Origin of the sequence: Acinetobacter sp. YH12241, assembly GCF_013417535.1 — a bacterium.
Lineage (GTDB): Bacteria > Pseudomonadota > Gammaproteobacteria > Pseudomonadales > Moraxellaceae > Acinetobacter.
The window spans coordinates 14,824-29,249 of sequence record NZ_VPDQ01000003.1 but is presented as its reverse complement, the minus strand read 5'-3'; the positions used below and the strand labels follow the sequence as shown (position 1 = coordinate 29,249).

Annotated in this window: 12 protein-coding genes and 1 tRNA gene; 9 read left to right on the top strand and 4 right to left on the bottom strand. The window is 40.3% G+C overall.

Features of this window, described 5'->3' with window-relative positions; genetic code table 11:
* The first annotated feature begins 61 nt into the window (after positions 1-61).
* On the top strand, positions 62-1,333 hold the full coding sequence (locus FTV18_RS02660) for a GGDEF domain-containing protein (protein ID WP_166138230.1): 1,272 nt from the start codon (positions 62-64) through the stop codon (positions 1,331-1,333).
* A 57-nt stretch (positions 1,334-1,390) separates the two neighbouring features.
* On the opposite strand, the gene argG is transcribed toward FTV18_RS02660, so the two are convergent.
* On the bottom strand, positions 1,391-2,734 hold the full coding sequence (gene argG / locus FTV18_RS02655) for an argininosuccinate synthase (protein WP_180016866.1): 1,344 nt from the start codon (positions 2,732-2,734) through the stop codon (positions 1,391-1,393).
* A gap of 245 nt (positions 2,735-2,979) precedes the next feature.
* Between argG and FTV18_RS02650 the strand changes: the two genes are divergently transcribed.
* The 8 genes from FTV18_RS02650 to FTV18_RS02615 all read left to right on the top strand — a co-directional run bounded on the left by FTV18_RS02650 (position 2,980) and on the right by FTV18_RS02615 (position 10,013).
* A complete protein-coding gene (locus FTV18_RS02650) occupies positions 2,980-3,333 on the top strand; it encodes a hypothetical protein (protein ID WP_125278928.1) in 354 nt (117 codons plus the stop codon).
* Between the two features lie 147 nt (positions 3,334-3,480).
* Positions 3,481-5,517 (top strand): NADPH-dependent 2,4-dienoyl-CoA reductase, encoded by a 2,037-nt coding sequence (locus FTV18_RS02645; RefSeq protein ID WP_034704913.1) that lies wholly within the window; start codon positions 3,481-3,483, stop codon positions 5,515-5,517.
* Between the two features lie 87 nt (positions 5,518-5,604).
* A tRNA-Ser gene (locus FTV18_RS02640) sits at positions 5,605-5,695 on the top strand.
* 424 nt (positions 5,696-6,119) lie between these two features.
* Positions 6,120-7,820, top strand: coding sequence for an NAD-dependent malic enzyme (locus tag FTV18_RS02635; RefSeq protein ID WP_180016868.1), 1,701 nt, complete (start codon positions 6,120-6,122; stop codon positions 7,818-7,820).
* Between the two features lie 417 nt (positions 7,821-8,237).
* On the top strand, positions 8,238-8,453 hold the full coding sequence (locus FTV18_RS02630; RefSeq protein WP_004782814.1) for a cold-shock protein: 216 nt from the start codon (positions 8,238-8,240) through the stop codon (positions 8,451-8,453).
* A gap of 102 nt (positions 8,454-8,555) precedes the next feature.
* A complete protein-coding gene (locus FTV18_RS02625) occupies positions 8,556-8,783 on the top strand; it encodes a hypothetical protein (protein WP_004782813.1) in 228 nt (75 codons plus the stop codon).
* A 70-nt stretch (positions 8,784-8,853) separates the two neighbouring features.
* Positions 8,854-9,051 carry a hypothetical protein gene (locus FTV18_RS02620; RefSeq protein ID WP_034706083.1) on the top strand — a complete coding sequence of 66 codons (198 nt, stop codon included), beginning with the start codon at positions 8,854-8,856 and terminating at the stop codon, positions 9,049-9,051.
* Positions 9,052-9,527: 476 nt separating this feature from the next.
* Positions 9,528-10,013 (top strand): CinA family protein, encoded by a 486-nt coding sequence (locus FTV18_RS02615; protein WP_125278923.1) that lies wholly within the window; start codon positions 9,528-9,530, stop codon positions 10,011-10,013.
* A 107-nt stretch (positions 10,014-10,120) separates the two neighbouring features.
* Here the strand turns inward: FTV18_RS02615 and FTV18_RS02610 are convergent, their stop codons facing one another.
* From FTV18_RS02610 to FTV18_RS02605, 3 genes are all read right to left on the bottom strand, one after another.
* Positions 10,121-12,655 carry an ImpA family metalloprotease gene (locus FTV18_RS02610; RefSeq protein WP_257218570.1) on the bottom strand — a complete coding sequence of 845 codons (2,535 nt, stop codon included), beginning with the start codon at positions 12,653-12,655 and terminating at the stop codon, positions 10,121-10,123.
* A 48-nt stretch (positions 12,656-12,703) separates the two neighbouring features.
* Positions 12,704-13,051 carry a hypothetical protein gene (locus FTV18_RS15670; RefSeq protein WP_257218571.1) on the bottom strand — a complete coding sequence of 116 codons (348 nt, stop codon included), beginning with the start codon at positions 13,049-13,051 and terminating at the stop codon, positions 12,704-12,706.
* Between the two features lie 236 nt (positions 13,052-13,287).
* Positions 13,288-14,268 (bottom strand): methyltransferase, encoded by a 981-nt coding sequence (locus FTV18_RS02605; protein WP_180016870.1) that lies wholly within the window; start codon positions 14,266-14,268, stop codon positions 13,288-13,290.
* Positions 14,269-14,426: the final 158 nt, after the last annotated feature.

Genomic DNA, 14,426 nt, shown 5'->3' with positions numbered 1-14,426 from the left:
AATTAATTTATAAAAGTATGATATTTTAAAATTAATAAAAAAATTACATAAATACTTGGCAATGGAATACAAGTACAATCTAGCAAAATTGCAAGATGAAAAAGAAAAAATAGAAGAATTAATCACACGGCAAAGTCAGCGTGTAGGCTCGGTTTTCCCTCAGAATCTGGAACAGGAGTTCTGGAGCAAAAACCTGGAGCGGGCACGTAAACATGTCGAAAAGTATGTCTGGGCAGGTGTACTGACCTATTTTATTTTTCTGCTGGTCATGATTCCGACCGACTACTGGATTATCGATTCACAATATTTCGTGCAAGATTTTGTGCGCTGCATGCTGGGGCTGATCAATGGTAGTCTAGCTTTACTTGCTTTTTATTTCTTCTCCTGTCTACCTAAAATCAAACGCTTTTTTCCGCAGGCTTCCATGCTGCTAATGTTCTGGATGATAGTCTCGACCTCTTATCTGACCATGTCCATTCAAACAGTAAGCTTGCAACATCAGTCGATGGCGATCATCACTATTATCTACATTCTGGGTTATATTCTGACCGGAGTAAAACCTTTACAGATGTTAATCACGGGGTTGTTTGCTGCACTTTGTACGGTCTGGCTGTTATCCGTGTTATCGATCGAATTTAATGCACTGGTCTTGGGGCGGATTCTGATCGGCAGTAGCCTATTGGGATGTGTGATTAGTTATATGCTTTTTGCCCGTGAGCGCATGATTTTTCTATATACCATGCGGGCTAGAATCAGTGAGAAAATTCAGCGGATTCATACCACAGAATTGTTGCATTTAAGCCAGCATGATGAGCTGACCAAAATCTCTAATCGACGAACTTTCGATGAAACACTGGATATCTTTTTTGAACGTTCTCGCCGTAATCAGCATGCTTTAGCGATTTTATTTATCGATGTGGATCATTTTAAAAACTATAACGATTTTTATGGACATCAAAAAGGGGACGATGTCATTTCCAGTATTGCCTTTACTATTAAAAATGCGATCCGGCATATGGATTTCGTGGCCCGTTATGGTGGTGAAGAGTTTGTGGTACTGCTTCCAGAAACTGATGCTCATGGTGCTTATGCAGTGGCTTCTAATATTTTTAATGCGATTGAGCGTCTGGAAATTCCGCATGAGAAATCTGGTGTGGCTGATCACATCACCATCAGTTTGGGCATCACTGTGTATCGTGGTGAAGACTTTATTGATAAGGATGTCTTATTGGGAATTGCCGATCAGGCGTTGTATCGGGCCAAACAGCTAGGACGGAATCAGATTTATTATCAGTCGATCCGCACTGCAAATCCAAATAGTGTAAATACCTGAATCGAATCTATAAAAAAACCGCTCAGATGAGCGGTTTTTTTTGACGTTAAAACAAACTTATTTGTTTTTGTCTTTTAATTGAGGTACTGCAGAACCTGTACCTACTGCAAGTAAGCCAGAATCTGTATAGATGCCCAGTTTTGCACGTGTATCTGTGATGTCCAGGTTACGCATAGTTAACTGACCGATACGATCCGCTGGAGAGAATATAGAATCACCTTTCTCCATAGTTAAACGCTCAGCTTCATAAGTGAGGTTAGGAGATTCAGTGTTCATGATAGTGTAGTCATTACCACGACGCAGTTCTAAAGTCACAGTACCAGTGATCGCTTTGGCAACCCAACGCTGTGCAGTTTCACGAAGCATCAATGCTTGAGAATCGAACCAGCGACCTTGGTACAGAAGACGACCCAAACGAAGACCGTTGATACGGTATTGTTCGATCGTATCTTCGTTATGAATACCCGTGACCAGACGTTCATAAGCGATGTGAAGAAGGGCCATACCCGGAGCTTCGTAGATACCACGAGATTTCGCTTCGATGATACGGTTTTCGATCTGATCCGACATACCTAGACCATGACGGCCACCAATACGGTTCGCTTCAAGAATGAACTCAACTGGATCTTCGATACGTTGACCATTGATTGCAACAGGGAAACCTTCTTCAAAAGTAATCGATACTTCTTCAGGTTTGATTTCAACTTCTTCTTTCCAGAATGCAACGCCCATGATTGGATCAACGATTTTGATACCGGCATTCAGGTATTCAAGATCTTTGGCTTCGTGAGTCGCTCCCAACATGTTTGAGTCAGTTGAGTAAGCTTTCTCTTTTGACATTTTGTAGTCAAAGCCATTGTCGATCAGGAACTGTGACATTTCTGCACGGCCGCCTAGCTCGTCAATGAAGGTCTGGTCTAACCAAGGTTTGTAGATTTTCAGGTTAGGGTTGGTCAACAGACCGTAGCGGTAGAAACGCTCGATGTCGTTACCTTTATAAGTAGAACCGTCACCCCAGATGTTCACGTCATCTTCTTTCATTGCAGTTACCAGCATGGTACCTGTCACTGCACGGCCAAGAGGAGTCGTGTTGAAGTATGGAACACCACCTGTAGAAATGTGGAACGCGCCACATTGAATTGCAGCAATACCTTCTAATGCAAGCTGTAAACGGCAGTCGATCAAACGTGCTTTTACTGCGCCATAAGCTTCAGCTTTTTTTGGAATAGCATCGTAATCGTCTTCGTCTGGCTGACCCAAGTTTGCTGTATAAGCATAAGGTTCAGCGCCTTTTTGTTTCATCCACAAAAGAGCTGCAGAAGTATCTAGACCGCCAGAAAAGGCAATACCAACTTTTTTGCCTACTGGGACATTCTGCAAGATAGTTGCATTATCAGACATTGTTCATCCTAATGATATGAAATAGGCACGCCAGAAGTGGTGGCCTGAAAAAACACATATTGCATCAATTGTATCATTATTTTATTTAGGTTTGCTTTAGAAAAGAAAAACTCGTTTCAAAATCTTGATTCAATAGGCTTAAATAATCATAAAATTACCGTATTTTTGACAAACGCTTAAAAAATAGGAAAATCTGGGAAGATTCAATAACATCATTAAGAAAAAACATCTTTAGGATAGCCCTCATGAGCCCGAATATTCCTCCTTTACCTAATCTGCAACCGGCTGCCAAAAATGAAACCCTGTCGATTGTGCATGGAATCTATGCCGGTTTGCTGGTTTTTAGTACAGTTGCATTTTTATATCTGGAATATCAGCAGTCGACGATTTCCATGTTGAGTCTGGGTATTGTGTTGCTGCTTTTGGCTGTGCTGATTGTTTTGAATATTCAGACCTGTCTCAAGGTCAAACAGGGCAATGGTTCAGGACGCACCTTGTCCAGAATTATGGCGATCCTGATGCTGCTCAGTTTTCCTATTGGTACAGTACTCGGCGTAATTGCGTTATGGAAATCCAGTAAAAATCAATGGCAGCAATAAATCCATCACTCAGGTACGGCATGAATATCACAATTGGTATTTGTGCCTGAGAAAGCGGACCTGATAGTCATAAAAAGCCCCTGAAAATCAGTTAAAGTACATTTATAAGATTTAAGCTTTTAGCCAAATAAGAATCAGGGATATTTTATGACAACGACGCGCTATGCAAATATTTTAAAACCATTACATCTGGGTTTCACCACGATTAAAAACCGTGTGGTGATGGGATCAATGCATACGGGCTTGGAAGATCGTTTTTATAATTATCCTAAACTGGCCGCTTATTTTGGTGAACGTGCCAAAGGTGGTGTGGGTCTCCTGATTACTGGCGGGATTTCACCGAATCGTCAGGGCTGGTTATTGCCTGCTGGCGGAACCATGAATACCTTGGGCGATGTTGCACCGCATCGACTGGTTACGCATGCCGTGCATAAGCATGGGGCCAAGATTCTGTTGCAGATTTTGCATGCCGGACGTTATGGCTATCAGCCTTTTGTGGTATCTGCCAGTCCGATCAAATCGCCAATTTCACCTTTTAAACCACGTCAGATGTCTGAAAACCAGATTCTGGATACGATTCAGGACTATGTTAAAACTGCAAAACTGGCTAAAAAAGCGGGTTATGACGGCGTGGAAATCATGGGCTCTGAAGGGTATTTGATTAACCAATTTTTAAGCCGTCATGTCAATCAGCGTACTGATCGCTGGGGCGGAGAAATTGAAAACCGCATGCGTTTTGCAGTGGAAATTGTTAAAGCGATTCGTGCTGAAATTGGTGAAAGATTTATTATCTGTTTCCGTTTGTCCTTGCTAGATCTGGTGCATGATGGCAATACTATGCAGGAAGTGATTACCGTCGCTAAAGCATTAGAGAAGGCTGGAATAACTTTACTCAATACCGGTATTGGCTGGCATGAAGCGCGTATTCCGACGATTGTCACTTCTGTTCCTCGTGCTGCATTCGTAGATTACACCGCAGAAGTCAAAAAGCATGTTGCTGTTCCAGTCATTGCATCGAATCGGATCAATATGCCAGAAACGGCTGAAGCGATTTTGGCATCGGGACAGGCAGATATGGTGCAAATGGCACGCCCGTTATTAGCAGATGCATTCTGGGTGAATAAAACTGCAACGAATCGTGTTGATGAAATTAATACCTGTATCGCCTGTAATCAGGCCTGCCTGGATCATACCTTTAAAAATAAACGCGCTACCTGTCTGGTGAATCCACGTGCCGGCTATGAAACCGAACTGGTCTATGTCAAAACCAAAAAGCCTAAAGGCATCGCCGTAGTAGGTGGTGGAGTGGCAGGTTTATCCGCAGCCACAGTCGCAGCCAGCCGCGGTCATGATGTGACTTTATTTGAAGCCACTAATGAAGTGGGGGGGCAATTTAATCTGGCCAAAGTGATTCCAGGCAAAGAAGAATTCCACGAAACCATTCGCTATTTCAAAGTGCAGCTGGAAAAAACTGGGGTAGATGTCCGTTTAAATACCCGAGTGAATCGGGAACAACTGGAACGCGAAGGTTTTGATGAAGTCATTGTGGCTACGGGCGTTGTTCCGCGTGAATTGAAAATTACCGGTAGTGATGCACCTCAAGTCCTGTCTTATGCTGAAGTATTGCGCGGCGCACCAGTAGGAGATCGTGTCGCTGTCATTGGTGCCGGAGGAATTGGTTTTGATGTATCAGAATTTTTATTAAAGCCACCGCATCAGCCACAACCGCAACCTGTAGATGAATGGAAACGGGAATGGGGTGTAGATCTGCATGCAAATTATGTAAGTGAAGGCGGACTGCAGCCAGCAGAAGTCGAGCCACCTGTACGTGAAATTTATCTATTACAGCGTAAAACTACTGCTTTAGGAGCAGGCTTAGGTAAAACCACGGGCTGGGTTCATCGTGCCCAATTAAAAAAACATGGCGTGCGCATGTTACGCGGTGTGCACTACAAATCGATTACGGATGAAGGTTTGTGGATTGAAGTGGATGGGCATGATCAATTGCTGCGTGTAGATACGGTCGTCGTTTGTGCTGGTCAGGAGTCAGTCAAAGATGTTATGCCTTCAGATGATCAAAAGACTCTAGCGAATTACCATATTATTGGTGGAGCAAAGCTGGCTGCTGAGCTGGATGCCAAGCGTGCAATTCGTGAAGGGGCAGAATTGGCAGCAAAATTGTAAGGATTTGATGAAACTATATGCAGTTGATGAGATTCACTGTAATTTTCACTTGTCAGTCACCTAAAAGCTCCGTATTATTGCGGACATGGAAGCGTGGCAGAGCGGTTTAATGCACCGGTCTTGAAAACCGACGAGGGCTTATACCCCTCCGTGAGTTCGAATCTCACCGCTTCCGCCAGATACGGAAAACCCCGATCATTGATCGGGGTTTTTTATTGCCTAAGTTTTATTGAGTTCAAAATTGTCTGATTTTTTAGATAAAGCAGATAGATAACAAGCTAATTGATCTAATTTCCTAAATATTTTCTTATTAAAAAGTGAATAAATAAAAACGAATGCATATATAGCTTTAATTTCTAATATTTAATCTCAATCAATGGGCTTAAACCTAAATTAAAAAAGTATGATCTAAACTTTTATCTGACAAGAGGATATAAAAATTTAGAGCTTATTTTATTGCCGTTATCAGTTTATTAAATAGAACATTTTTCATTATTAATTCGCTGAATGACTGAAACAGCTGAAAGTCGACTAAGATAGTAGGATAATTTTTTGTTCTTTTCGGCTTTCATTTATGTCGAATCTTAAAGTGCGAGTTAAAAATGGCAACTGAACCTCTGAATCCTAAACGTCCACTTTATATTCCCTACGCAGGCACTGCATTACTTGAACTCCCATTGCTGAATAAAGGCTCAGCTTTCTCTGTAGAAGAACGTATTCATTTTAATTTACATGGACTTTTGCCCCAAGCGATCGAATCGATTGAGGAACAAAGTCAGCGTTCGTATCAACAATACTGCTCATTCAATGATGCAATCAATAAGCATATTTACCTACGTAACATCCAGGACACCAACGAGACGCTTTTCTATCACCTGATCGAAAATCACTTAAGCGAAATGATGCCGATCATTTATACGCCAACGGTAGGAGAAGCATGTCAGCATTTTTCCGAGATTTATCGCCGTCATCGCGGGGTTTTTATTTCCTATCCGGATCGGGATCATATTGAGCATATCCTGCATAACGTGAATCGAAGAAATGTCAAAGTGATCGTGATTACGGATGGTGAGCGCATTCTTGGCTTAGGTGATCAGGGCATTGGCGGAATGGGTATTCCAATTGGAAAGCTGGCTTTATATACGGCATGCGGTGGCATTAGTCCAGCCTATACCTTGCCAATTACTTTGGATGTAGGCACGAACAACGAGCAGCTGTTGAATGATCCGATTTATATGGGATGGCGTCAGCCTCGTATCACTGGTGATGAATATTATGAGTTTGTCGAAATGGTGATACAGGCGATTCAGCAAAGATGGCCCGATGCGTTGATTCAATTTGAAGATTTTGCCCAGCACAATGCCATGCCTTTACTGGAAAAATATCGTGATCGAGTATGTTGCTTCAATGACGATATTCAGGGTACGGCAGCTGTGGCAGTAGGCAGTCTGATTGCAGCTTCCTATGCGTCAAACAAACAATTAAAAGATCAGACCATTGCCTTTCTAGGAGCAGGTTCAGCCGGTTGTGGGATCGCTGAACAGATTGTGGCAAAAATGGTGGCGGAAGGCCTGACTGATGCTGAAGCGCGTAAGCGGGTCTTTATGGTGGATCGCTTTGGTCTTATTACCCAGAATCAGCCAAACCTATTAAATTTTCAGAGAAAACTGGCTCAAGAACCAGAAAATATTGCTGAATGGGGAAATGCCGAAGAGATTATTTCTCTATTGGATGTCATCAAATATGCAAAACCCACAGTACTGATTGGGGTATCTGGACAGCCGGGATTATTTAGTAAAGAAGTAATCACGACCATGGCTGAAAATTGTGAACATCCGATCATCTTTCCTTTATCGAATCCTACTTCTCGCGTAGAAGCTGTTCCAGCCGATATTATTCAATGGACCAATGGGAAAGCTCTGATTGCTACAGGTAGCCCATTTGCACCCGTTAATTATCAGGAACACATTTATACTATTTCTCAATGTAATAACTCTTATATTTTCCCGGGAATTGGACTAGGCGTGATTGCTTCAGGCGCTACACGAGTCACGGATAATATGCTGATGGCATCAAGTAATGCCTTAGCAGAATGCTCTCCAAAACTTCAAGACCCAACCGCCAATTTGTTGCCAGATCTGGATCAGATTCAGCATATTTCCAAGATTATTGCTCTAAGGGTTGCACAAGCTGCGGTTGAGGATGGCGTCGCTCCAAAAGTTGGTTCTGAGGTGCTGCAGAAAGCCATAGATGCGAATTTCTGGATACCGGAATACCGGGAATATAAGCGTGTGACCTTTTAATATTATTAGGGAAAGGGCAGTCTAAAATTAAGTAAAGCAGAGCGATGACATTGTTATTTCTCTGCTTCTTTGTTTGCAGGAAACGAAAGTACACTAAAATGTAAAAGTTTAACTCACTGAAGCAATATGGATTTATTTTATCAAGTCGTTGAAATTAAATAAAATATAATGAAAATTCTGTAAATAATAAAATAATATTTATAAAGTAATTAAATATATATATAAGAAAACTTGATTATTTTAAATCTTCCTGTATACTGGTCTTAACTAGAAAAAAGTCTTGTTGCAAAAAATCTTCCTTAAGTATCGTCGTTTTATTCATAATCCTTCGTTTTATCCAGATTTTAAGTTCCATTCTTTATTATTTTCAAAGTTACAACTGGTCATTCAGATTATTAAAAATTAGTAGGTTTTATTATGTCAAACTCAAATATTGTTAAAGGTACTGTAAAGTGGTTCAACGAAACTAAAGGTTTCGGTTTTATTCAACAAGAATCTGGTCCAGATGTTTTTGCTCATTTCAGTGAAATTGCTAGTTCAGGTTTTAAAACCTTAATGGAAGGTCAGCAAGTTGAATTCAGCGTAGTTCAAGGTCAAAAAGGCCCAAATGCTGTAAATATTACTGCGCTATAAGTCTGTAGAATAAAAAAGCACGCATCAGTGCTTTTTTATTGTTTTAAATAAAAGTTAAAAAGCTTTTTCTAGATTGGAAGAAGTATAAAAATAGGATACAAATTGTTAAAAATTAATGAATTAATTGCAAAATCTAAAAATGGTACAGAAATTATTGTTTCTTTGATTCCCTTGAATAAAATGCAAAATACACGTCAAGGTTTTAAGGAAATTGAAGTAGGTAAAAGAGTACTGCTTCAATCAGGAATCGAAGTTGACCTGAATCTAGACGGTCGTACATTTTATACATCTTTAAATCAATTATTTAAATTAAATCATAAAGTTATTTAATATTTAAATTATATATTGGCTAACCAATTTCTAGCCGATCTCTCTTATAATCATTACTAAAGGTTTATTTATGCTTAAGCAAAATATTAATGTGAAAGATCAATTCGGTGTTCAATACGTGATTCAGGCTACTGTTGACCCTGATTTTGTTCATACCCAATCGGATTCTAACGTTAAACATATTACAGTTGAAGGTGAAAATATTCGCCCAAGTTTTGAAATGTTTTTTCAAAGCACCATCAGCGGCAAAATTTTCAAAATTATTTAGTAGTCATATGACATGACCAAAAGTGAATATAAAAAATCCTGGTATCTTGCCAGGATTTTGTCTTTGAAATTATTCACTTCTTAATTAAACCTATTCATCGTCTTATAAATAAACCCTGAATTAATAAGCACATTTTAGTTCACACTTAAATCGACTTAGCCATCATTTCAGTGATCTATATTTTATATCTTCTACTACTTATGCTTTTAGGCATAAAACTATCATGAATCTATAAAAAATCTAATACACATCAAATCAGAAAGCCAATCAGAGTTAAAACCCGTCAAGGTTATTATGAGTTTCGTTGGTATGAACTTAAGTCATATAAATGACTGAGGATATACAGCTGGTTTAAGGTGGTGAGCAAGGGCAGTTCAGTTTTAGTTTTGCTAGGACATTCAGAAGCTAAGTACTTAATCTTTTATTTTTGAATATTTAATACTCAATAGAAGATCGTAAAGTCAGGAGTTTACTCTATGAATAAATGTATAAAATTACTCGCTAAAAAAAAATTAAGTATTACTTTTCTAGAGAGTGCATCAGCAGGTTACCTGGCTTACCGATTTTCCCAAAATAAATATTCGGGTGATATTTTATATGGCGGACTGGTGTGTTATGACATGGGTGTCAAAGAGAATATTTTAAAAATCAAACCTGAATTTATTAAACAATATACGCCGGAATCTATGGAAGTCACACAGGAAATGGTCAGAAAAGCCAAGAAAATGTTTTATTCTGATATTTATATTGCCTGTACAGGACTCTTAAAAAGAGGCGGGACAGAAACCAAAGAAAAGCCAGTAGGAACTTTTTTCTATGTAATTTCTTATAAAGATGAGCTTTATAGTTTCCGCTTTCTTTGCAGAGGAAAACCGAGAGAGAAATTAAAAAAACTGGCGAGAAATATCAATCTGAGCTTAATTGAAATCCTTGAAGGCAGTCGGGACAAGAAAAATAAGTAAATCGCTATTTATTTAGCTCTTGATAGTCGCTCATACACTGATCATGAAAATGCTCTGTTATAAAAAATCCCAGCCGAAGCCGGGATTTTTTATATTTGATCGATCAATTAATAAGGATAATTAGGGACAGGGCCGTTTGCTGGAATGGTGAGCCATTGTCCTGTTGCCAAGCGATTTGAACCGCCATCCGGTTGCGCATAGAAATACAAAGGTGCGGTCGGCAGATTAAGCATGGCGACTGAAGCATGTGCGGTTGCAGTTAAAGGCAAGCCATAAAGTGCATAAAAATCTTTTAGGTCATAGCCCATGATTTTTGAACTGAGTACATAAATCAGGTCAGGGCGGCTCATGTTTTTCGCATTAAATGCACCTAGTCCCAGTTTATTCTTATCTGCTTGAGAAGCTTTACTTAAATCGATCTGGTTATATAAACGTTGTGCCGTATTCAGTAGGCGTATGAACTCAAATACACCCTGAAGATCAGGTCGCGATTTACCTTGATGTAAGCGGGTATAGTTCATGGCCATCTGGATATGGAAGGCCTGCATCGATACATGATAGCCATCTTGCCATAAGCGTTTTTCCATGGCGGCACGTTGTACCTCACCTGACAGACCAAGACTCCGTGTATCCTTGATATTGGCATATAAGGTTGAGTGGCGGAAGTTGCTGCCATTACTGTCCTGAGCATATAGATGATATTTACGCATCATGCTTAGGCCTGCCAGAATGTTGTTATTACATTCCACTACGCAACCAATAGTTTTCCCGGTTTCAGTGGAAGGGAATACCATGGTTAAGACATCCTGAACAGTATTATGTCCCAGTTCATGCACCCAGCCCCAACCGGTATCAATGCCAGTTGACCCATCTGATGGATTTCCTGAGCACAGGAAGCCACAGGTCGCAATCCAGCCCACAAAATGTTGAACATTCGGGGCACGATGAACTGTGCCGGTACAATCCCAGCCTAATTCATTACAACGCTGTGCCGTACTGCTATCCAGCGGCATGTTGTTATAACCGTTGGCAATGTGGTTACTGTCAAAGATTACGCCCTTAATCTGATCCACATAGGTACGTGCCGATCGATCACCAATGGCTTTTAAAGCATAGTCATTGGTCTGTTGAATTTCACCACCAACAAATTTAAAAGTGTTCCAGCCGAAGTTTCTACTTTGCAGGATGCTGGTTGCTTCGCTAATATCCGCTTCAGTGATCATTTGAGTAAAATCATAATGCGCATATTTTGCTGCGCCTTTGATTTTTAAGGTCACCACCGAGCCTGCTTTGGCATTGCTGTAATTCAACATCAATGGTCCACCGAACGGGCTAATAAAGTCATTGCTTTGAGTGGCGTCTAATTTTACGGTGAAACTATTGGGACGGCGAGGACGTTTATAGCCGCCATCATCAAAGGGATTGCCCCAGGCACGTAAATAGCTGGTCTGGACTGAAAGCTGCGCACCCTGAGCATCAACAATCTCAATACTGACAGGTTTGCCCGGAATGCTGGCACGACCAATTGTGGTAATTCCACTGCCTTGTGGAATGGTCACGGTAATGGTTTCGGCTTGAGCACTGACAGCCATGTTTTGTGCAGAGGCTGGCATATAATCGCCGGCACCATTTGGATTCACCAATGTGGTTTTGCGTTTATAGTCCGTCCAGGAGTCGCTGGCATAGGTACGCATAAAAGTCAGAGCATCGCCATTTTTCGACAGTCCGCTGTAATTCACGCCTGGACGCCAGAGATCTGCCAATAACACCAAAGCTTTTAGAATCTGATTATTATTTTTTGCGCTAAATGCAGTAATGCCTTGTGCATTTAAATTTTGTAGATTGGTAGAAGCTTTATTGATGGTTTGAATCAACGGATTATTGGCATTTAAATCACCTAGACGTGCCGCACTTGGTGACTTGAAATATTCCAACATTTGGATCGTACTATCAATGTCATTCACTTTATTCCATTGATCTGTGATAGAACGTCCTGAAGACATGAGTAAAGTATCTTGGCCACGCCAGTAATTATTATTGGTTTCAATCTTCAATGCCGAAAAGATTTTTTCCATCGGTGTAGTGACGTTATAACCCATTGCCTGGAAATATATTGGCTTACCTGCCTCCAGATATTCCTGAATCAAGCTGGATTCAAAATTATTGGCGCCAATATTACTGCCTAAAATCATCAGGTCAGCATCTTTCCAGCAGGTATTGGTTTGATCCAGTACATTACATTGTAGAAAGGTAACTTTAACCCCTAAATGCTGGGCAAAATAATTCTCTATCATGCTCAGGTTGGTTTGTGCCAGACCATTTACGGTAAGTTTTAGTTCTTGTTTAGGCTGTGCTTGTGTTTTCCCCGTCAATAGCCAGCGAAAACCATTGTTGAGCACGGGTGCAAAATCTACCACGTCAGGACTATTCGCTGAGATTCCCCCAAGCATATTCTGGCCAAAAGCCAGCGCACGGCCTTTACTGATTTGTGATGCGACTCCCAAACCACAGCCTTTATTCGCCTGCTGACTTAAATTCCAGCCGCAGGCTTGATCTGAAACTGCGATTGGTAAAGCTGCGCTTAAATCATAAGGATAAAGATTAATCGAAGCAGTTGGCGTAAATTGCAGTTGAGGTTGCAAAACTTTGCCATTCGAACTGGTATAGAGTGAGGTAATTAAACCCTTTTGTCATGTTTGTTGTTGCTTGGCGAGCTGCAGGGCCCAGTCTAGCAATGTAGCGGAATCTTGCTGAATCAAAGGTCGGGCATCACCTGTACTCAATGCCTTATTAATCCGGGTGGTCGTTGGCGTTTGTGGATTTAAAGGTGGTGTACTGCCATCAGGTGTTTCTACAGGTGAAGGGGATGATTCCTCGTTATCAGATGGATTAGTTGTTGATGGTGGATTAACAGCAGAATCTGGTGTTTCTGCAGGAGAAGATGTTCCGCTACTGCCACCTCCACCACAGGCAATCAGACTCATCGATAGCGATAAGGTTAGTAAGGCTGTTCTCAACCTCAAATAATTTCTTTCCATAATTTTCCCCAAGGTATAACCAAAAAGACGACATTATTTTTAAAGTTGTCGTAAATATCAGATGAGAATTATAGAAGTACGTGGTGATAAAATAGAACTAATATTTTATTTAAGTATATGTTTTTTAATTATAAATAATTATTAAAAATAATTTTAAATGTGATGCGGATTGAGTTAATTTTTATTTGTTTTAATTAGGCCGCAGTTTAAAAATAGCCACAACCCGAGCTGAAATTTTATGGTCTATCAGTTTTGACTTCGAACTTGAGTAGGGCCAGCGCAATTCTTTCTACATGTTGATAAGCAGGTTGCTCTAACTCTTCACCAAAAATATCCGGGTCAATTTCCTCATAAGACCAGTCAATATTTTGATGCTGTTTCATTAAATCCTCCAGATGCTGTAAGAAGCGATTGCCGTCCTGACAAATAGTGACGCCAGTATATAAAAATAGACGTCCATCTGGACTGAGTCGCTGTAAACCCTGTTTGATAATCTTAAAAGACAATTCATTGCCATTCAGTTCATTGCCTCCATGACGGTATTGCCGTTGATCTGGATCAATTAAATAAGGGGGATTGGCAAAAATCAGGTCAAACTGACCTTCAAGACCAGAAAATAAATTACTCTGCACAGGATGAATCGAATTAAAACCTGAAAAATCAATATTAATCTGGCTATAGAGAAGGGCTTTCGGATTCAGATCTGCGACAAAGATTTCCTCATGATCTGGAAAATGTTTAGCTATATGAATTGCAGCAGTAGAAGTGCCACAGCATATTTCAGCCGCCCGTTTAAAAGAATTGGCCTGGCAAGATAAATACTGCTTTAAATGATAGGCAAAACGGTAAGTATCAGGACCAAAAAAAACAGCGTCCTGTTGGGTGGTGGGAAAGGCTGAGTGAATAAATAATTCGTCTTCGAGTGAAGCGACTCTGATCAGACTTTTATATGTATTATCCTGAACTTCCAAAAGCTGATGTTCTAACAATAATGAAAAAAGAACAGGATCAAGATCGGTAATTGTAAATTCCAGATTCCAGCCAAAGATATCCTGTAAGGTTTTATATTTATTTTTTTCGCTTCTTTTACGATCCAGAATCCGTTGATGGGAAAGTGGCGTAATGGCGGTAAACTGATATTGCTGCTGTTTTAAAAAGTCTAATAAAAAGTGCAGAGCTTGTTGCTGGCTGCTTTGGATTTCTAAAATCTGGTTCATTAGATGTGCTCTTCGGTTTATTCAGAATAAATGAAAAGGTGCATACACCTGTTTAATCTATACAAGATAATGACCAGAACAGCCATTCGCTATATTGATTCAATCAAAATGGATCAGCTCAATCTTCGCCCAAAATTTACTGTTGTTCGGTAAAAAAC

Bases quoted from the DNA above. Each gene is read 5' to 3' on its own strand.
- FTV18_RS02630 (WP_004782814.1), top strand. From the start codon at position 8,238: ATGTCAAACTCAAATATTGTTAAAGGTACTGTAAAGTGGTTCAACGAA.
- FTV18_RS02650 (WP_125278928.1), top strand. From the start codon at position 2,980: ATGAGCCCGAATATTCCTCCTTTACCTAATCTGCAACCGGCTGCCAAA.
- FTV18_RS02615 (WP_125278923.1), top strand. From the start codon at position 9,528: ATGAATAAATGTATAAAATTACTCGCTAAAAAAAAATTAAGTATTACT.
- FTV18_RS02635 (WP_180016868.1), top strand. From the start codon at position 6,120: ATGGCAACTGAACCTCTGAATCCTAAACGTCCACTTTATATTCCCTAC.
- FTV18_RS15670 (WP_257218571.1), bottom strand. From the start codon at position 13,051: ATGGAAAGAAATTATTTGAGGTTGAGAACAGCCTTACTAACCTTATCG.
- argG (WP_180016866.1), bottom strand. From the start codon at position 2,734: ATGTCTGATAATGCAACTATCTTGCAGAATGTCCCAGTAGGCAAAAAA.
- FTV18_RS02645 (WP_034704913.1), top strand. From the start codon at position 3,481: ATGACAACGACGCGCTATGCAAATATTTTAAAACCATTACATCTGGGT.
- FTV18_RS02660 (WP_166138230.1), top strand. From the start codon at position 62: ATGGAATACAAGTACAATCTAGCAAAATTGCAAGATGAAAAAGAAAAA.
- FTV18_RS02620 (WP_034706083.1), top strand. From the start codon at position 8,854: ATGCTTAAGCAAAATATTAATGTGAAAGATCAATTCGGTGTTCAATAC.
- FTV18_RS02605 (WP_180016870.1), bottom strand. From the start codon at position 14,268: ATGAACCAGATTTTAGAAATCCAAAGCAGCCAGCAACAAGCTCTGCAC.